Source organism: Bradyrhizobium sp. AUGA SZCCT0158 (assembly GCF_018130065.1).
Lineage (GTDB): Bacteria > Pseudomonadota > Alphaproteobacteria > Rhizobiales > Xanthobacteraceae > Bradyrhizobium.
On sequence record NZ_JAFCME010000038.1, the window covers coordinates 31206 to 50548 of the forward strand.

Sequence of the window (19343 nt, forward strand, 5' to 3'; positions counted from 1 at the left end):
TCAGCCCGCCTACCCTGCGGGCCAAAACGAGGAAACACGATGGCCAACGAAACCGCAACGCTCGCCTCCTACGTCGCCAATCTGAAATTCGAGGATATTCCGCCGGAGGTATTGGCGCGCGCCAAGGTGCTGACGCTGGATTTCCTCGGCAGCACGATCCGGGCGCGGCGCGATGCGGAATCCACCGCCTCGCTGCTGAAGATGCTGGAAGCCTTGGCGCTGGACGGCAAGGGCGAATCCACCGTGTTCGGCGATGCCAAGACCTGGACGCCTGCGGTCGCCGCCTTGCTCAACGGCGCGCTCGGCCATTCGCTTGACTTCGACGACACGCATGCCGATTCCTCGCTGCATCCGAGCGCGCCCGTGGTGCCGGCGGCGTTCGCGGTCGGCGAGATGGTCGGCGCCTCGGGCCGCGACGTGCTCACCGCCATCGTCGCGGGCTATGAAGTGTGCTGCCGGCTCGGCAACGCGCTCGATCCCACCTCGCATTATGCGCGCGGCTTCCACCCCACAGCGACCGCAGGAACCTATGGCGCGGCCGCCGCCGCCGGAAAGCTGTTCGGCCTGTCGCAAGACCAGATTGTCTCGGCGTTCGGCGTTTCCGGCAGCCAGGCCGCCGGCTCGCTGCAATTTTTGGTCAATGGCGCCTGGAACAAGCGCTATCAGGTCGGCGCCGCCGCGATGAACGGCGTGATCGCGGCGACCCTGGCGCGCAACGACTTTGTCGGTTCGAGCGAATCGGTCGAAGGCAAGCACGGCTTGCTGGTCGGCTACAGCGACAACGCGCATCCGGACAAGGCGACCGCCGGTCTCGGCAAGACCTATGAGACGCTTCGAATTGGCGTAAAGCCCTATCCGAGCTGCCGCTACACCCACGCGGCGCTCGATGCGCTGATCGCGATGCGCCGGGAGCACAATCTGACGCCGGACCAGATCAAGAAGGTCGAGATCGGCCTGCACCGCAACGGCATCACGCTGACCGGCGATGCCGCCACCAAGCGTCATCCGACCTCGATCGTCGGCGGGCAATTCTCGATGTTCTTCACCGGCGCGCTGGCGCTCGACCAGGGCCGCTTCGGCTGGGACGATTACGAGCGGCTCGGCGACGCCGCCGTGAACGCGCTGGCCGACAAGTTCGACGTGGTGCAGGACGATCGCCTCGAGATCGGCCGCACCCATCCCTTTGGCGCACGCGTCTCCATCACGACAGATGATGCCGTGCATGAGCGACTCTATGCCGACCCTTCCGGCGAGCCGGATTCATTTCCGGACGCGCAGGCGATGCAGCAGAAGTTCCTCACCCTCGCCCGCCCGGTGCTGAACGGCCGCGCGGACCAGCTTGCGGACGCGATCCTCTCGCTCGAGCGATTCGATCGCGTCGCGAAGGCCACGCAGTTGGGACGGCAGTAGAGGCAGAGCTATCGCCAGATCGGCGGTATTCCCCTCTCCCCTTGTGGGAGAGGGTGGCTTCGCGAAGCGAAGACGGGTGAGGGGTTGTCTCCTCACGGCACAGCTCGCGTTGCGGATAGAACCCCTCATCCGGCGCTTCGCGCCACCTTCTCCCACAAGGGGAGAAGGAAGAGTCTCCGGATCGCATTCAATTCGTGCCCGCTACCTTCTTGTCGCCCACCGCGCTCGGTCAGCCGCGCGCAGTTAACTTAATGCAGATTCAATTTTGGCTCGCCCAGGATTTGCAGTGCGTTGTCCGAGGAGCCCAAACGACGACGCGATCCAGACCTGGTTGCCGCTCGATGGATTGCTTCGCTTCGCTCGCAATGACGTGAGGCGCAATCCCGTCATTGTTGCTATAGTCAGCGCAAAATCCAAAGGAGTTTCTCATGAGCTGGCAACCTTCCAAGGACCCCGTGCTCGGCGATCCCAAGACCTGCGACGCACTTGACCTCATCATCGTGCCGCGCACCCGCGATCTCGGCGATGGATTCGTGGTGCGGCGCGCGCTGCCGCATGGCAAGCGGCAGATGGTCGGTCCCTTCATCTTCTTCGATCATTTCGGGCCGATGCAGTTCATCGCCGGCAACGGCATGGACGTGCGCCCGCATCCGCATATCGGGCTTGCCACCGTCACCTATCTGTTTGACGGCAGCATCATGCACCGCGACAGCGAGGGCAACATTCAGGAGATCCAGCCCGGCGCGATGAATCTGATGACCGCCGGCCGCGGCATCGCGCATTCCGAACGCACGCCCGACGTGCAGCGCCGCGATGGCCAGAAGATGCTGGGCCTGCAAAGCTGGATTGCGCTGCCGGCAGGCTCGGAGGAAATCGCGCCATCGTTCCAGCACTACGCCGCCGACAGCCTGCCGACCGTCAAGGACGGCGGCTTCACCGCGCGCATCATCGCGGGCAGCGGCTTCGGCGTGAAGTCGCCGGTCACGATGGTATCGCCGTGGTTCTATACCGAGGTGACGGCCACCGCCGGCACCAGCGTGCCGCTCGATCCTGACCACGAGGAGCGCGCCATCTATCTGGTCGACGGCGAAGTCGAGATCGCCAACGAGCGCTACGAGGCGCCGCGCTTGCTAATCTTCCGGCCCGGCGACCGCATCACGGTGAAGGCGATCCAGCCGACGCGGATGATGTTCCTCGGCGGCGACGCGCTGGAGGGCCCGCGCCATATCTGGTGGAATTTTGTCTCCTCCAGCAAGGAGCGGATCGAACAGGCCAAACAGGACTGGAAAACCGGCCGTTTTGCCCATGTTCCCCAGGAACACGAGTTCATTCCGCTGCCGGAGTGAGCTATCCCTCGGCAACCAAAGCTCCGCTGCCCGCGCTTCACCCGCGGGCGCGCTTCTTGAAAGCATGACACCATGAACGCGATGCTCGCCAGCGATTTGCCCCTGCCACGGATCGGGCGCGGCAAGGTCCGCGATATCTATGCCGTCGGCGACGACCGCGTGCTGCTGCTGACCACCGACCGCATCAGCGCGTTCGATGTCGTGATGGCCGAAACCATCCCGATGAAGGGCGCGGTGCTGACCCAGATCAGCGCCTGGTGGTTCCGCCAGCTCGCAGACGTCGTGCCGCATCATATGATCAGCGCCGATGCCGACGAGATCATCGCGCAGGTGCCCGTGCTGAAGGCGCACCGCGCCGACATCGCAGGGCGCGCGATGCTGTGTCGGCGCACCACCGTCTTCCCGGTTGAGTGCGTGATCCGCGGCTACATCTCGGGATCGGCCTGGAAGGAATATGCCGCATCGGGCACGCTGGCCGGCGAGAAGCTCAAAGCGGGTCTGGTCGAGAGCGAGAAGCTGGAGCCTTCGATCTTCAGTCCGGCGACCAAGGCCGAGACCGGGCATGACGAGAACATCACGGTGTCGCGCGTGCGCGAGCTCCTTGGCGACGAGGTCGCCGCCACGCTGGAGCGTATGGCACGCACCATCTACGAATACGGCGAGAACACCGCCCGCAAGCAAGGCATCATCATCGCCGACACCAAATTCGAATTCGGCCGCGACGCTGACGGCCGCATCATCCTGATCGACGAGGTGATGACACCAGACTCTTCACGGTTCTGGGCGGTCGACGTCTACAAGCCCGGCCAGGGACAGCCGAGCTTCGACAAGCAGCCGCTGCGCGACTATCTCGACAGCGAGCGCCGTGCCGGCCGCTGGAACGGTGACGCCCCGCCCCCGCCGCTCCCGGCCAGTGTGGTGGATGCCACCAGCAAGCGCTATCTGGAAGCGTATCGCCGGGTGACGGGGACTGAGCTGAAGATTTGAGGCCGCCGCACGGTGAGATTGCCACAGCACCGCGCCTCTCAAACGGTGTCGTCCCGGCGAAGGCTCAGATGCGCAATTGCGCATCTGAGATCGCGCTCGCTTTGCTCGCTTGTCCGGGACGACAGTGGTGATGGCGGTGCTCACCGCCTCACGCTAGGCTCCTCCCAAAATCGACAATTGGGAGGCAAGCATGTCCGAAGAAAATTCCGTGCTGGTCGAGCGCGATGGCCCCGTGACCATCGTTTCCATCAACCGTCCGCATTGCCGCAACGCTGTCGACGGCGCGACTGCGCGCAAGCTCTACGATGCGCTTCTGGCGTTCGACGCCGATGAAGCAGCATCCGTCGCAGTGTTCACCGGCACCGGCGGCTATTTCTGCGCCGGCGCCGACCTCAAGGCGGTGGCGGCGGGCGATCCCAACAAGAAGCGCGAGATCGGCGGCCATGACTCGATTGCGCCGATGGGGCCGAGCCGGCTGCGGCTGTCAAAACCCGTGATCGCCGCGGTCGAGGGCTTTGCTGTCGCCGGCGGCATGGAACTCGCGCTCTGGGCGGACATGCGGGTCGTCGCCGAGGACGCCACCTTCGGCATCTTCTGCCGCAGGTTTGGCGTGCCGCTGATCGATCTCGGCACCATCCGCCTGCCGCGGCTGATCGGCCATTCCCAGGCCATCGACCTGATCCTGACCGGGCGCCCGGTCGGCGGGCCGGAGGCGTTGCGCATGGGCCTGGCCAATCGCCTGGTGCGAAGAGGCAAAGCCGTTGCACAGGCCATTGCGCTGGCCAGGGAAATCGCGGCCTTCCCGCAGACCTGCATGCGCGCCGACCGGCTCTCGGCGCTGCGGCAATGGGACCTCGCGGAGGAAGACGCCATCGCCAACGAAATGCGCGGCGGGCTGAAGATGATCGCCTCGGGCGAGACACTCTCAGGCGCTGCACGATTCGCCTCCGGCGTCGGCCGCCATGGCGCGTTCGGCGGAGACGCAGGAACGACTGACGGCGCCGTCACACGTCCCCTGTCACAAGAATAACGTTGTGATCTGTGTCTGCGGTCTCTACCACTGGCAGGGGTGCCGGGGGCAAGTGGGGCGTGGTCAGTCGATCTCTTAAAGGCGAGCCGGAGTTCATTCGGAAGACCTTCAATGACATTCTCGGCGGCAGCGCCGCCAGTGTCCTGACGATTACATTTGGCCTGTCCTACGCGCTTCTGATTTTTACCGGCCCGCTGACGCCATATCTCTCCTACGGACTGGCCGCGACCTTCATCTCCTCGGCCATTCTCGCCGCGGTCATCGCCTGGGGAAGCTCCTTCCCGTTCGCGATTGCGGCGCCCGAGAGTTCCACGGCGGCGATGACCGGAATTCTGGCTGCGTCGCTGGTCGAGCACGTCATCGCAAGCGATCCCTCGGCATCGCCGCTGGCCCCGGCACTGATGACGCTTGGCCTTTCCGCCATCGTCACCGGCATCGTACTGTGCGGCTTCGGGGTGACGCGGATGGGCCGCGCGATCCGCTACGTGCCCTATCCCGTCGTGGGCGGGTTCCTCGGCGCCACCGCCTGCCTGATCATTTTGGGAGCGATCCGCGTCATCACCGGCCATCGTCTCCAATTCTCGACGCTCGATCAATTCGCCAACATCCTGACCCTGTCCGAGTTGGCGGCCGCCTGCGCGATGGCGCTGGCACTCTATCTGACCTGGCATCGCACCCGCACCTCGTTTGGCCTGCCGGCCATGCTGGTCGGAGGCGTGGTCGTTGGACATATCGCTTTTTGGTTGGCGGGCTTCACCTCGGCAGAAGCGCAGGCCTCGGGATGGACGTTTCAACCGCCGCCCAGCGTCAGCATCATGCTGCCGTGGAGCACGGCCGAGATGGCCCGCTATCCCTGGCATGCCGTGCCGGATCTGCTCGGCAATCTGGTCGCCGTCATTTTCGTCACGGCGTCGAGCACGCTGTTCAACACCGCGGGCATCGAAGTTGCGGCGCACCGTGAAGCCAACCTCGAGCGGGAATTGAACGTCACCGGCCTTGCCAACATCCTGTCGGGTGCGTTTGGCGGCTACACCGGCTGCATCTCGGTCAGCCGCACCATCCTCAACTTCAGCAGCGGCGGGACCGGCCGGCTCGCCGGCCTGACGGTGGCCGCGATCTCGGTGCTGATGCTGGCGGTTGCTCCTGTTCTGCTCGGCTATATGCCGAAATTCGTGCTCGGGGGTCTGCTGATCTATCTGGGCGCCGATCAGCTGCACAAATGGATCATCGAATCGCGGCGGCGCCTGACCAAGACCGAATATGTCTCCCTGCTGGCGATCATCATAATCATCCTGCAGTGGGGCTTTGTCGCCGGGGTGCTGATCGGCGTCGTGATCGGCTGCGCGACATTCGCGTTCACGGCCGCACGGATCGATCCAATCAAGTTCAGCTTTGACGGCTCCGAATATCGCAGTTCGCTGGATCGTTCGCGCGACGACCAGACGGTTCTGACGGCCCATGGCGGACAAATCCAGGGCCTTAATCTGCAAAGCTATCTGTTCTTCGGTTCCGCCAACCGGCTCTACCAGCACGTCAAGGCGCTGCTCGCGCAGCGTCCGGAATGTCGCTATCTGGTGTTCGACTTCAAGCTGGTTACCGGATTCGATTCATCGGCAGCCTACAGTTTTGCCCAGATCAAGCGCAGCGCCGACGAACGTCACATCGAACTGGTGCTGGTTCATTTGCCAAAACTCGCCGAGAAAGCGCTGCGGTCCAGCGGTTTCATCTCCGGCCGGGTTCGTATCGTGCCTGAGCTCGATCATGCGCTGGAGCAATGCGAGAACGAGATCATTGCGAAGCATCAAGGCCACGAGCAGGAGGAGGCCAATCTGCGTGACTGGTTCACCCAGATTCTTGGAACCCCGCGCGACGCGGTGGCGCTGATGCATCGCTGCGAGCGTGTCGAGATCGACGCCGGAGAGATCATTGTCAGTGCCGGCGACGCCGCCGATTCCATGCATTTCATCCTGGACGGCCGCGTTGGCGTCATGGTGCCGGCTGCGGAAGGCCGCACCACGCGGGTGCGAAGCCTCGGCCGCTACACGACGATCGGCGAGATGGGTCTTGTATCGCAGGCGCATCGCAGCGCGACGATTCAAGCCGAGGTCGCGAGTATCCTGTACGTCCTGAGTGCGCATCAGTTTGAAGCGCTCAAGATCGATGACCCCCCGCTCAGCCAGAAACTGCTGACCTATTTCGTATCGGTCATGGCCGAACGACTTACTTTTGCCAATCGCACCATCGCAGTGTTACGGCGGTAGGACGTTGCATTTTGCAGCCATCCTTCTCCGGGGTTAGAGCATATGACCGCACAAGCTGACACCAGGGCCTTTTCCACCACCAACTATCGCCTGCAAAGCGGCGTCGTGATGCCCAAAGTGACGATCACCTTTGCGACGCTCGGCACGCTGGCGCCCGATCGCAGCAATGCTGTGCTGGTCACGCATGGCAACACCAGCGGCCCGCAGATCATCGATCCCGGTGGCACGACGGGCGAAGGCAGCTGGAGTGAGATCGTCGGCCCCGGCAAGGCCGTCGACACCAATCGCTATTTTGCGATCTGCCCGAACATGCTGGGCTCCTCCTACGGATCGACCAATGCCCAGAGTATCGACCCCGCAACCGGCAAGCCCTACGGGCCGCGATTCCCCGACATCAATGTCAGCGACATCGTCGGCACGCAGCGGCTGCTGCTCGATCATCTCGGCATCGACAAACTGGTTGCGATCGTCGGCCCGTCCTATGGCGGATTCCAGGCGTTGCAATGGGCCGTCAACTATCCCGACGCGATGAAGGGGATCGCCGCCGTCGTCACCTCGCCGCTGGTGCCTCGCGAACGATCCGAGGGCAATGTCGCGCGCCTGCTCGGAGCGCTCTCGAAGGACCCGAACTGGAATGGCGGCGATTATTACGATCGCGGCGGGGTCGTGGAGACCATGACCGAGATCCGCATGGCGACGCTGAAGACCTACGGCATCGAGACCCGCCTGAAAGCGACGATGTCCGATCCTGCGGAGATCGAAGCCGCGATCCGCGACGAGGCGGCGCGGTGGGCAGAGGGATTCGATGCCAATTCGCTGATCATTCTTGCCAAAGCGCTGCGCGGCTTCGACGTGACCGGGCAATTCGGCCAGATCAAATCGAAGGTCCTGTTTGTGCTGTCGCGGACGGACAAATTGTTTCCGCCTGACATCGCGCCCGGCGTGATGCAGGGATTGAAGGCCGCCGGCGTCGATGCCGATTATTTCCTGCTCGACAGCGAACTCGGCCACTCCGCCTCCGGCCTCGACGCCCACAAATGGGCGCCGCGGCTGAAGCGGTTTATGGATGAGATCTGAACGTCACGTATCTAACCACCGTCGTCCCGGCCTTGAGCTCAGATGTGCAATTGCACATCGGGGGACCCATACGCCGTGCCGTCAATGGCCACGGGAAGTGCGAGTGGTCTCGTTGAAGCATGTCGCTCCTGTAACAGACGACCGGGGTTATGGGCCCCGGCGTTCGCCGGGGCGACGCGATCAAATCCCCGCCATCATCACGTATTTGATCTCGACATATTCTTCCATGCCGTGATGCGAGCCTTCGCGGCCGAGGCCAGACTCCTTGACGCCGCCGAAGGGTGCGACTTCGGTGGTGATCAGCCCGGTGTTGACGCCGACCATGCCGGACTCCAGCGCTTCGGCGACCCGCCAGACCCGGCCGAGATCGCGTGAATAGAAGTAGGACGCGAGCCCGAACGGCGAGGCGTTGCACATCGCGATCACGTCGGCCTCGTCCTTGAAGCGGAACACCGGCGCCAGCGGCCCGAAGGTCTCTTCATGCGCGACCAGCGCGTCCGGCTTGACGTTCGACAACACCGTCGGTTCGAAGAAGCTGCCGCCGAGCGCATGGCGCTTGCCGCCGGTGACGATTTTCGCACCGCCCTTAACCGCATCCGCGATGTGCTTCTCGACCTTGTCGACCGCTTCCATGTTGATCAGCGGGCCCTGCACCACGCCGGCTTCCGTGCCGTCGCCGATCTTCATCGCCGCGACCTTGGCCGAGAGCTTTTCGACAAACTGGTCGTAGATCTTGTCCTGGGCGTAGATGCGGTTGGCGCAGACGCAGGTCTGGCCCATGTTGCGATACTTGGAAACGATGGCGCCTTCGACGGCGGCATCGATATCGGCGTCGTCGAACACCACGAACGGTGCGTTGCCGCCGAGTTCGAGGCCGAGCTTCTTCACGCCGACGGCGGCCTGCTGGTACAGGATCTTGCCGACTTCGGTCGAGCCGGTGAAGCCGACGAAGCGCACCGCCGGGTGCTCGCACAGCACCTTGCCGATCGCCGAGGAATTGCCGGTCAGGATGTTGAACACGCCCTTCGGCACGCCGGCCTTTTCGGCGAGCGCCACCAGCGCCAGCGCGGTCAGCGGCGTTTCATTGGCGGGCTTGAGCACGACCGTGCAACCCGCGGCCAGCGCGGGCGAGACTTTGCGGGTGATCATCGAGCAGGGAAAATTCCACGGCGTGATCGCGCCGCAGACGCCTATCGGCTGCTTGATGGCGAGCAACCGCGCATCGGCGCGCTGGGTCGGAATGGTTTCGCCATAGACGCGGCGCGCTTCCTCGGCGAAAAATTCGACATAGGCGCCGCCGATATCGACTTCGCCGAGCGCTTCCGTCAGCGGCTTGCCCTGCTCCGAAGTCAGGATCAGCGCGATGTCTTCGCGGTTGGCGATGATCAGGTCGAACCATTTGCGCAGGATGTTGGAGCGCGCCTTGGCGGTCAGTTTGGCCCACGCCGGGAACGCGCGCTCGGCGGCTTCGACCGCTTGCGTCGTCTCCGCGGTGCTCATGACCGGAATTTTGGCCAGCTCGACGCCATTGACCGGATTGGTCACCGGCTTTGACGCCTTCCCGGTCCAGGCGCCGTCGATGTAGCACTGCTCACGCAGCAGCGAGGGATCCTTCAGGCGGTCGCGCAGGGAGGGGGCGGATTGCGAAGCGCGTGCGGCGACGGGCGGGTTCATGGCGTAACTCCTCGGAGTTTTCTTGGGATTTTTTGGGGTATTGATCCGAGTATAGGCCTATTCAGCCGGCAATGCATCGGCCGCAAACGCGCGGCTGATTCAAGCTATCTTGAGGGCTCTCACGCCGCGCCGCCCATATAGGTTTCGCGGCGGCCGATCATGCGTTCGGCGGCGGCCTTGGCGTCGGCCCGCGAGGAGGTCGCACAGGTGCGGTATTCCAGATCGGGCAGCTTTGCCGTTGCGCGGCGCGAGAACCAGGATCTGGAACCGACTTGCAATTGCGCCAGCGCCACGGCGACATTGTCGACCGCCTCGAACGAGTGCAGCGCGCCGGTGCCGGCAACACGGACCTCGTAGAGGCCCGGAGAGATCGGCGCCTCGATGTTCTCACTGCGTCCGGGGCGGGGGTATCGTTTCCACTCACTCCAGGTCGAGATCATCGCGGCATCCTCGCAATGGGAAAAACTACAACCATTTTCATCGAATCATTCAGTTCGGCGGCAGCGTTTCTGCTGGAATCTTAATGTCTTACTGCAAAGAATCAGCGCCGGAAATCGTTATGGAATCAACTTATCGTTTGTGCCCGAAGCGGTCATCGATATTGCCGTTCGTCCACCGCGAATTGTGGCGGAGTGTTGCAGTTTTGTGTCGCCCGCCTGCCCATCACGAGATCGCGACGTCAGCGGCAAGGCGCCGCGAGCGCTTGCGGGATCGCGATGTCGGGGGGAAGATCGCGGCACTCCATAACAACAAACGGGAGGTGACCCATGCAAAGCAAAGCTCAGATCGATCAGGTTCTGCGTCAGAAATGCGAGGCCAAGGAGATTCCCGGCGTGGTCGCCGTCGCGGCAACCGGCAGCGAGGTGATCTACCAGGGCGCGTTCGGCAAACGCGACCTCTCCAAGGACGATCCGATGACCGCCGACAGCGTGTTCTGGATCGCCTCGATGACCAAGGCGATCACGTGCGCCGCCGGCATGCAGCTCGTCGAGCAAGGCAAGCTCTCGCTGGACGAGCCGATCGGCAAGCTGCTGCCTGATCTGGCCTCCCCGCAGGTGCTGGAAGGTTTTGACGCCAAGGGCGAGCCAAAACTGCGCCCGGCGAAGAATCCGATCACGCTGCGCCATCTCATGACCCACACCGCCGGGTACTGCTACGACGTGTGGAACGCCGACATGGGGAAATACCAGGATAAGACCGGAACCCCGAACATCTTCTCCTGCCTGAACGCCGCGCTGAAGGGGCCGATCATGTCCGATCCCGGCACGCGCTGGGAATATGGCATCAACATCGATTTCGTCGGCAAGGCGGTGGAAGCTGCGAGCGGCCAGCGTCTCGACGCTTACCTGCGCGATTATATGTTCGCACCGCTCGGCATGAACGACACCGGCTTCAAGATCACGGATTCCCAGCGCCAACGCCTGGTCGGCATGCATGCGCGCGGCGAGGATGGCTCGCTGGCGTCGATCCCGTTCGAGCTCGAACAGAATCCGGAATTTCATATGGGCGGCGGTGGCCTCTACAGCACGGCCGCTGACTACATCAAGTTCACCCAGATGATCCTCAATAAAGGCAAGGGCAACGGCAACCAGCTGCTGAAGCCGGAGACCGTGGCGTTGATGGGCCAGAACCACATCGGCGATCTCACCATAGGCAAGATGCCCACCATGGCGCCGATGTACACCAACGATGTCGATCTCTATCCGGACATGGTGAAAAAATGGGGGCTGAGCTTCCTGATCAACACCGCCAAGACGCCGGAGGGCCGCAGCCCGGGCAGCCTCGCCTGGGCTGGCCTCGCCAACACCTATTTCTGGATCGATCCGGCGCGTAACGTCGCCGGCGTGATCCTGATGCAGTTGTTGCCGTTCGTGGACGCGAAATGCCTGGAGGCCTTTGCGGGCTTCGAGCGTGGCATCTATGCCGGGCTCGACGCAGGGAGTGGCCAGAGGGCGGCTTGAACGCGAACTGTCGAGACGCGGTCCGACCCCGCCCCACCCACAAATCGTCATCCCCCGCCTTGTGCGCAATTGCGCACTGGAGCGGGGGAGCCAGTACGCCGCGGCCTCTCGGTGCTATAATTGACGCCACTGGGAAACTGGATCCCCTGCATGCGCGGGGGGGATGACAACCTTGGGTGTGGCACGATGACCGAACCAACCGCCAGCTACGTTTGCGGCACAGCCGATGCACCTCTGCTGGGCGACACCATCGGGCAAAGCCTCGATCACGCGGTGCGGCGCTGGGGCGACCGCGAGGCGCTGGTTTCGCCGAGCCACAATGTCCGCTGGACCTGGAAGGAATTTTGCGAACGCGTCGATGCGCTGGCGGCCGGCTTTCTGGCGCTCGGGCTCGAACGCGGCGCGCGGATCGGCGTCTGGTCGCTCAACCGGCCGGAATGGACGCTGACGCAGTTTGCCGCCGCGAAAGCCGGCATCATCCTCGTCACCATCAATCCGGCCTATCGCCTCAGCGAACTCGAATTCGCCCTGGCAAAGGTCGGCTGCGCCGCGATCGTGACCGCTACCGCGTTCAAGACCTCGAATTACATGGAGATGCTGAACACGCTGCTGCCCGAGCTGGCCACATCGACGCCCGGCGAGTTGCAGGCGGCGCGGCTGCCGAAGCTGCGCGCGGTGATCCAGATCGGTGGGCCGGCATCGCCCGGCACCATCGCATTCGAAGACGTGACGCAGATGGGCAGCGCGCGGCACCGCGAGACGCTGGCGGAGCTGGCCAAAACGCTGCAGTTCGACGATCCCGTCAATATCCAGTTCACCAGCGGCACCACAGGCTCGCCGAAGGGCGTTACGCTGACGCACCACAATATTCTCAACAACGGCTATTTCGTCGGCCGCGCCATGCGCCTGACCGAACAGGACCGCATCTGCATTCCGGTGCCGCTGTATCACTGCTTCGGCATGGTGATGGGCAATCTCGCCGCGGTGACGCTCGGCGCCACCATGGTTTATCCCGGCGAGGGTTTTGATCCGCTGGCGACGTTGCAGACCATCGAGAAGGAACGATGCACCGCGCTCTATGGCGTGCCGACGATGTTCATCGCCGAACTCGATCACCCCGAATTTGCGCGCTTCGACCTGAAATCGCTGCGTACCGGCATCATGGCCGGCGCGCCCTGCCCGGTCGAGGTGATGAAGCGCGTCAACAACGAGATGAACATGGGCGAAGTCACGATCGCCTACGGCATGACCGAAACCAGCCCTGTCAGTTTCCAGAGTTCGACGGACGAGCCGCTGGAACGCCGCGTCTCCACGGTGGGGCGCATCCACCCGCATGTCGAGGTCAAGGTAGTCGATCTCGAGGGCCGCATCGTGCCGCGCGGGATGCGCGGCGAACTCTGCACCCGCGGCTACAGCATCATGCTGGGTTACTGGGACGAGGCCGAGAAGACATCCGACGTGCTCGACGCCAATGGCTGGATGCACACCGGCGACATCGCGATCATCGACGCCGAGGGCTATTGCAACATCGTCGGCCGCATCAAGGACATGGTGATCCGCGGCGGCGAGAACCTTTATCCGCGCGAGATCGAGGAATTCCTCTATCGCCATCCCAAGATCCAGGACGTGCAGATTTTTGGCGTCGCCGACGAGCGCTATGGCGAGGAACTGTGCGCCTGGGTTCGCGTCAGACCCGGCGAAACGCTGACCGCTGACGAGGTTCGCGCCTTCTGTCACGGCCAGATCGCGCACAACAAGATTCCGCGCTATGTCGAGTTCGTCGAGGAATTTCCGATGACGGTGACGGGGAAGATTCAGAAGTTTTTGATGCGGGACGCGGTCGAGGCGCGGCTTGGATTGAAGGCGGCGAAGACGGCGTGAGTTTGACTGCCGGCAATGTATTTGCCGGACGCGTTGCCACGCCACACTCAACTGTCGTCACCCGCGCAGGCGGGTGATCCAGTACGCCGCGGCTTCTCGGTTCGATCATTGACGCCTCTGGAATACTGGGTCGCCCGGTCAAGCCGGGCGATGACAGTTGGGGTGTGGCGATCATTGCCGGAGGCCCCCGCAAATCACAAACACGTCCCGCTGCCGGCCATGTCGCCGCAGGGGACGCGCTTGGAAAGCTGCTGAGCTTTTTTCTTCGCATTGGCCTGCGCGTTGGTTTCGAACACGCTCCGCGGCACGAGCTCGGTCGCACGGCGATAATCGGCGGCGGCTTTTTCGGAATCGTTCTGCGCCTCGTAAACCTGCGCCCGCGCAACGTAGCTCTCGATGGTTTCGCGGCGTTCGACCGCCTCGTTGAGGTCCTTCAGGGCCTTCGGATAGTCGCGCAGCGCCGAGAAGACGCTGCCGCGCAGCGTCAGCGCCGACGCATCCGAAGGCCGCGCCTTGAGGACGAGATCAAGGTCCGCCAGCGCGCTGCGCGTCTCGCCCTTGCCGAGATAGGCGCGGGCGCGAAGCGTGCGCGCCATGCTGTCATCCGCCGCCTTTCCCACCACGGTATCGAGGGCGACGATCGCGCGATCGAACTGGCCCGAATTGACCAGGGCAAGTCCGCGGCCGAAGACGGCGGTCTGGTTGGAAGGATTTCGCTCGAGCACGGCGTTGATATCGGCCAGCCCCTCGGCCGAGTTGCCCTTCATCAGCAGCACCACGCCGCGGGCGGCCTTGGCCAGATCGTACACCCGCGCCAGGGCCAGCGCCTGGTCGAAATCGGTCAAGGCCTTGTCGAGCTGATTGAGCGACATCTGGGTGATGCCGCGCTCATAGAAGGCGGGGCTCATCCTGGGGTCGATCGCGATCGCGCGATCGAAATCGGCAAGCGCGGCCGGGACTTTCCCCAACTGCCGATGCACAATGCCGCGGCTGTAATGGGCCTGCGCGCTGTTGGGGTTGATCTTCAGTGCCGCTTCGACGTCGACCATGCCCTGGTCGGGCTGTCGCATGGCAGCCGACGTCACCCCGCGCAGCGCCAGCGCCGTCGCGTCATTCGGCCGGAGCTTGATCAGTTCATCGAGGTCGGCGCGGGCCTCGGCGAGTTGTCCGAGCCTGGTGCGCGCGCTGGAGCGGAGCTGCAGCGCGGCCTCATCGCGCGGATCGGCTGTCAGCACCTGGTTCAGGAGCCCGACCGCATCGGCGTACTTGGCCTGGACGATGAGCTGCCGCGCCCGGTCGAGCAACGGCTTGCCGGCAGCATTGCCTGATGCCGCGGCTTGCGGCAGTGGAGCGATCTGGCCGGCCATCTCGGATGTCGACGGCGATGCCGGCAGCGCCTTCGGCTTGTCGTTGCCCTTGTCGCCGCCTTGAGCCTTCGCCAGTTCCGTCTGCATCGCGAGCGTCGACTGGCGCAGTTGCTTGGCCGCTGCACTGTCGGGCGCCACCGCCAGGACCGCGTCGAGATCGGCCAGCGCGCGGGTGTAATCGCCCTTGGAACTGTAGAGCTGGGCGCGCGCGTAATAGGGCGCCATGTCGTTTTTCGGGCCCTGCGCGATGGCGCGCGAAAAATCCTCGATGGCGCGATCGATATCGCCCTTGCGGCGGAAGGTCTGCCCGCGCCAGTAGAACGCCGCCGGCACATTGACGTTGATCGCAATGGCGGCGTTCAGGTCGCTGAGCGCCTTGTCGAGTTGACTGCTTTCCGAATAGGCGCGGCCGCGGCTGACATAGGCTTGCGCAAAATCCTGACGCGCCGCGATGGCCGCGTCGAAATCGCCGATCGCTTCCGGCCAATTCCGCTGCTGAGAACGAAGATTGCCGCGCGACAGCAGCGCGAGCGCATTCTTCGGTTCGATCTCCAGCGCGCGATCGAAATCGGCCTTCGCCAGATCCAGTTTGCCGGTTCGCTGATAGGCGACGCCCCGCTGCAGCAGCGCCTGAACGGAATTGGAATCGAGTTTCAGCGCCGCTTCGGCATCCGCCAGGGCCAGATCGATCTTCGCCGAATTGAGATAGAGCCGCGACCGGCCGAGATAGGCCTTGATGCGGTCGTCCGTCGGGCGCGCCGTATCATTGATGATGGAAGCACACGCCGCTTCCACTTTCGCCGGCGGCCCGCTGTTGCAATCCGCCAGATCATCCGCAACTGCCGGGGCCAGTGGCTGGCACAGCGCGGCGGCCGCGATGGCCGCGAGAAACCAGATGCGGGAAGCGACTTGCATTTGTTTGGGAGGAACCAGAGCCGACCTCCGTGCCGCAATATCAATGGGTGAACAAAATATCGAGATGGGGATGGAAAGGCAATTCAGCGTTGTGGCAGATCCGGCGAGCGAAGCGAAGCAATCCATAGGGAGGCGTAACGGATGGATGGATTGCGTCGTCGCTTCGCTCCTCGCAATGACGCGGATATAGCGTCACGTTCCCGCGGCGCGATGCGCCCGAGTTGTACCTTTAGTTTCACGCCCTGGAAAACAGAGGGCGCGGGGAATGCCGGATGCGCGCTGCACCCGCGGCCTCGTGTGCGAATAGTGCAAAAAAGCTGCACACGAGCATACAGGGCAGCGGAGAGCATCCGACATTCCCTGCGCAGTGGCTTTACGACTTATGACGCGCTCTCCCCGGTGAGACGGCCTCTATTGCCACCGTCACCCCTCCGAAGCGTTAGCTTCTTCAGAGCTTGACGCCGTTACGGGCGCCAGGACCACACGCTTTCGCCGTACGCCTTTGCCGCGACCGTCAATCGCAACATCAGCGTCCACCGCAACCCGTCCCTCGTTGTGACGATGGCCAACGCCCCTTGTGTCCAGAAAGTCTGGCAGAATGTGCGAACGGGCGGTTGCCGACCAACCGCCCGTTGCTGGAACTGAGCCCGTACGCCCCCAAGGTGATGAGCCTGTCTCAGAGCGAGGGACAGTTCCGGTTTCTTCCTCAACCCGAACAGTTGCAAGGGCTTCGAGCCCGTACCGCGCAAGGAAGGGAATGGATGATGGCACAGAATGATCAGATTGTCGTCGGCATCGATGTGGCTAAAGACAAGGTGGATGCGTGCATTCGCATGCTATCGCAGCGGCTCGCCTTTCCAAACACCGCACAAGGTCACCGCAAGATCATTGCCTGGCTTCACAAGCACAAGGTGAGCAAGGCAGTCATGGAGGCGAGCGGCGGCTATGAGCGGGACTGGGCCAGGGTGCTGCGCCGGGCCGGCATCGAGGTGCGGATTGTCGACCCCAAGCGGGTCCGCAGCTTCGCGCTGTCGGCCGGACGGCTAGCCAAGAACGATACGATCGACGCAGAGATGATCGCCTGGTTTGCCGAGACGTTTAGCGCGGCGCCGGGCCAGATCTACGATGCCGCGCATGAGGCGTTGGTGGCACTGGTGAAAGCCCGCAAACATCTGCTCGATCTGCAGACGCGGCTGAAAACGCAAAACGAACATGCTGCACCGGAGGCGATTCAGAAGGCCCATGCCCGCGTCTTGAAGAGCCTAGCCACCGAAATTACCAGGCTAGAGGCTGCAATCTCCGCCAAGGTCAAGGCCACACCGGAGTTTGCCGATCGCGCCGAGATCATCGAGAGTGTTCCGGGCTTCGCCGAAACGGCATCGGCGACCCTCATTGCAGGCATGCCGGAACTCGGAACGGTGAGCAAGCAGATCGCCGCTGCGTTATTGGGTGCCGCCCCTTATGACGACGATAGCGGCAAACGGCGCGGCGAGCGCCACATCAAGGGCGGTCGCCGCTGGGTCCGCAACGCCATCTACATGCCTTGTCTCGGCGCTGCCACGCAGAACAACCCGGTGCTCAAGGCCTTCTATCAGCGTCTCATTGCCAAGGGAAAAGAGCCAAAGGTTGCGCTCATCGCCTGCATGCGCAAGCTGATCATTATCCTCAACACCATGATCGCACGCCGGCAGAAATGGGATCCCAGCCGTCACGCACTGAACTGAGCGAGCGCACCTCACCGCGCTCGGTCCTCGACCGAGCGCATGCCAAGCCAACAAACCGCAGAGCGGACGGGGTCAAGGCCGTAAGCCGCCGAAGGCGGGGGCGCGCCCCGCGCCAGCCTTGAGGCCGGCCGATCGCCGGTTTACTTCAGCACAGTTGCTCTGAGTGGGACGGGATGGCGATAGATATGCCCTGAATATTTTTGATTTTTGGGATTGACACGATTTCCGTAAATCGGAACTGATTTGTCCGACGGGTTGATTTGTCGCACGCGGATCGCAAGATTTCCCTTGCGCGCCAGGCGACGCAGTTCTCAAGGCACAGCTGGATTGCGGCGTGAACCCATGCGTTCAAGCGATCACGGGACGTCCGCTTTATCGTGCACTACGGACCCGATTCAGGCATCGCGTGATGTCCGAAAGATAGCATGACATCGGCTCCTTATTCGATCATCTCGTCGGCGCCGGCGAGCAGTGTCTGCGGCACAGCGAGGCCGAGCGTCTTGGCGGTCTTGAGATTGATCGCCAGCTCGTACTTGGTCGGTGCCTGTACCGGGAGCTCGGCGGGCTTCTCGCCTTTGAGGATGCGGTCGACATAGCCGGCCGCCCGGCGATACATGTCGATCTGATCAGGCCCATAGGAGAGCAACCCACCGGCGGCGACGAAGAGGCGTTCGAAGTAGATCGCGGGCAGTTTGTGCCGGGCCGCCAGCGCGACGATCAGATCGCGATGACGCTGCACCAACGGGCTCGCCGTCACGATCAGCCCGCCGTTCGGAGCACGCGCGAAGACGGCGACGGCGCGCTCGACCTCGCCGGCGTCGCGCACGTTGACCGGGTTCACCTCCACGCTGAGCGTCGGCGCCACGGCCTGGATGGCGGCGAACTGGCCTGGGCCGGAGGCTGTGGCGGCATTCCGAAGGACTGCTACTCGTGTCAGGCCGGGCGCGATCTGTTTGAGCAGTTCCAGCCATTTGCCCGCCAGGCTGTATTCGTAGTTCATGAAACCGGTAGCGTTGCCGCCCGGCCGCGCCAGGCTGTCGACGAAGCCGGCGCCGACCGGATCGACGACGGCCGGGAACACGACCGGTACGGTGCGGGTCGCCTGCAGCAACGGCCCCACGGTCGTGGCGGCATGGGCCAGGATGACGTCGGGCGCAAGCGCGGCCAATTCCGCCGCGTGCCTGCGAATCTCAGCGGCATCGGTCGTGGCCCAGCGGGTGTCGATGCGCACGTTGCGGCCGATGGTCCAGCCCGATTGCTCCAGGCCCTGATGAAATGCCGCGATTCGGGCCTGCATTCCCGCATCGTCCGCGGCTGCGGGCAGCAACACGCCGATGTGCCGCACGCGCTCTTGTGCATGCGCCGCAAGCGGCCACGATGCAGCCGCAGCGCCAATGATCGTAATGAACTCGCGTCGTTTCATTTCGATGTCCTCGCCGGATCCGGCATCATGCGTGCGGACGAATTAAGATCCGGCAGAGTGCCGCGCGCGCCGCCGGTATCACTCCCAAATTGTCGAAATTCCACGCCCCCGGGGACACTGCCCCGTTCAATCGTCGCAGGCGAAAGCCTAACACGCTTCGAAATCACGATGCCGCCCTGAAAGGCACTTTTCTCGCGTATGTCCGTTTTCGGTCTTGGCCGTGTAAAAACACCCTTCCAAGGAAGTCGGTGAGAAGCCAGGACCGGTTCGGTCTCACGCCGCGATCG

General features: G+C 63.5%; 13 protein-coding genes. 9 read left to right on the plus strand and 4 right to left on the minus strand.

Annotated elements, in window-relative coordinates; genetic code table 11:
• The first annotated feature begins 39 nt into the window (after positions 1-39).
• From JQ574_RS32030 to JQ574_RS32055, 6 genes are all read left to right on the plus strand, one after another.
• Entirely contained in the window at positions 40-1410 is a 1371-nt protein-coding gene (locus JQ574_RS32030; protein WP_212209942.1) for an MmgE/PrpD family protein, read from the plus strand.
• A 428-nt stretch (positions 1411-1838) separates the two neighbouring features.
• Positions 1839-2756, plus strand: coding sequence for a pirin family protein (locus JQ574_RS32035; protein WP_212384168.1), 918 nt, complete (start codon positions 1839-1841; stop codon positions 2754-2756).
• A 72-nt stretch (positions 2757-2828) separates the two neighbouring features.
• On the plus strand, positions 2829-3743 hold the full coding sequence (locus tag JQ574_RS32040; protein WP_212209945.1) for a phosphoribosylaminoimidazolesuccinocarboxamide synthase: 915 nt from the start codon (positions 2829-2831) through the stop codon (positions 3741-3743).
• 190 nt (positions 3744-3933) lie between these two features.
• Positions 3934-4773, plus strand: a complete 840-nt coding sequence (locus tag JQ574_RS32045) for a crotonase/enoyl-CoA hydratase family protein (protein WP_212209947.1) — start codon at positions 3934-3936, stop codon at positions 4771-4773.
• A 59-nt stretch (positions 4774-4832) separates the two neighbouring features.
• Positions 4833-7034 carry a SulP family inorganic anion transporter gene (locus JQ574_RS32050; RefSeq protein ID WP_212384169.1) on the plus strand — a complete coding sequence of 734 codons (2202 nt, stop codon included), beginning with the start codon at positions 4833-4835 and terminating at the stop codon, positions 7032-7034.
• Between the two features lie 42 nt (positions 7035-7076).
• A complete protein-coding gene (locus JQ574_RS32055) occupies positions 7077-8111 on the plus strand; it encodes an alpha/beta fold hydrolase (protein ID WP_212384170.1) in 1035 nt (344 codons plus the stop codon).
• Between the two features lie 180 nt (positions 8112-8291).
• Here JQ574_RS32055 and JQ574_RS32060 read toward each other — a convergent pair whose 3' ends face one another.
• Together JQ574_RS32060 and JQ574_RS32065 are read right to left on the minus strand one after the other, a co-directional pair.
• Entirely contained in the window at positions 8292-9785 is a 1494-nt protein-coding gene (locus JQ574_RS32060; protein ID WP_212209951.1) for an NAD-dependent succinate-semialdehyde dehydrogenase, read from the minus strand.
• A gap of 119 nt (positions 9786-9904) precedes the next feature.
• Positions 9905-10225 (minus strand): hypothetical protein, encoded by a 321-nt coding sequence (locus JQ574_RS32065; RefSeq protein WP_212209952.1) that lies wholly within the window; start codon positions 10223-10225, stop codon positions 9905-9907.
• A gap of 327 nt (positions 10226-10552) precedes the next feature.
• Here JQ574_RS32065 and JQ574_RS32070 point away from each other — a divergent pair, with 327 nt between their 5' ends.
• Entirely contained in the window at positions 10553-11746 is a 1194-nt protein-coding gene (locus tag JQ574_RS32070) for a serine hydrolase (RefSeq protein WP_212209953.1), read from the plus strand.
• A gap of 186 nt (positions 11747-11932) precedes the next feature.
• On the plus strand, positions 11933-13627 hold the full coding sequence (locus JQ574_RS32075) for an AMP-binding protein (RefSeq protein ID WP_212209954.1): 1695 nt from the start codon (positions 11933-11935) through the stop codon (positions 13625-13627).
• A gap of 194 nt (positions 13628-13821) precedes the next feature.
• Here JQ574_RS32075 and JQ574_RS32080 read toward each other — a convergent pair whose 3' ends face one another.
• Positions 13822-15909 carry a tetratricopeptide repeat protein gene (locus JQ574_RS32080; protein WP_212384171.1) on the minus strand — a complete coding sequence of 696 codons (2088 nt, stop codon included), beginning with the start codon at positions 15907-15909 and terminating at the stop codon, positions 13822-13824.
• A gap of 614 nt (positions 15910-16523) precedes the next feature.
• Between JQ574_RS32080 and JQ574_RS32085 the strand changes: the two genes are divergently transcribed.
• The gene (locus tag JQ574_RS32085; RefSeq protein WP_249119735.1) at positions 16524-17633 is read left to right on the plus strand and encodes an IS110 family transposase; all 1110 of its coding nucleotides are present in this window, start codon (positions 16524-16526) and stop codon (positions 17631-17633) included.
• A gap of 439 nt (positions 17634-18072) precedes the next feature.
• Here the strand turns inward: JQ574_RS32085 and JQ574_RS32090 are convergent, their stop codons facing one another.
• Complete coding sequence (locus JQ574_RS32090; protein WP_212204465.1) at positions 18073-19056, minus strand: ABC transporter substrate-binding protein; 984 nt, start codon at positions 19054-19056, stop codon at positions 18073-18075.
• Positions 19057-19343: the final 287 nt, after the last annotated feature.

Bases quoted from the DNA above. Each gene is read 5' to 3' on its own strand.
- JQ574_RS32030 (WP_212209942.1), top strand. From the start codon at position 40: ATGGCCAACGAAACCGCAACGCTCGCCTCCTACGTCGCCAATCTGAAA.
- JQ574_RS32070 (WP_212209953.1), top strand. From the start codon at position 10,553: ATGCAAAGCAAAGCTCAGATCGATCAGGTTCTGCGTCAGAAATGCGAG.
- JQ574_RS32065 (WP_212209952.1), bottom strand. From the start codon at position 10,225: ATGATCTCGACCTGGAGTGAGTGGAAACGATACCCCCGCCCCGGACGC.
- JQ574_RS32035 (WP_212384168.1), top strand. From the start codon at position 1,839: ATGAGCTGGCAACCTTCCAAGGACCCCGTGCTCGGCGATCCCAAGACC.
- JQ574_RS32080 (WP_212384171.1), bottom strand. From the start codon at position 15,909: ATGCAAGTCGCTTCCCGCATCTGGTTTCTCGCGGCCATCGCGGCCGCC.
- JQ574_RS32055 (WP_212384170.1), top strand. From the start codon at position 7,077: ATGACCGCACAAGCTGACACCAGGGCCTTTTCCACCACCAACTATCGC.
- JQ574_RS32045 (WP_212209947.1), top strand. From the start codon at position 3,934: ATGTCCGAAGAAAATTCCGTGCTGGTCGAGCGCGATGGCCCCGTGACC.
- JQ574_RS32060 (WP_212209951.1), bottom strand. From the start codon at position 9,785: ATGAACCCGCCCGTCGCCGCACGCGCTTCGCAATCCGCCCCCTCCCTG.
- JQ574_RS32090 (WP_212204465.1), bottom strand. From the start codon at position 19,056: ATGAAACGACGCGAGTTCATTACGATCATTGGCGCTGCGGCTGCATCG.
- JQ574_RS32075 (WP_212209954.1), top strand. From the start codon at position 11,933: ATGACCGAACCAACCGCCAGCTACGTTTGCGGCACAGCCGATGCACCT.
- JQ574_RS32040 (WP_212209945.1), top strand. From the start codon at position 2,829: ATGAACGCGATGCTCGCCAGCGATTTGCCCCTGCCACGGATCGGGCGC.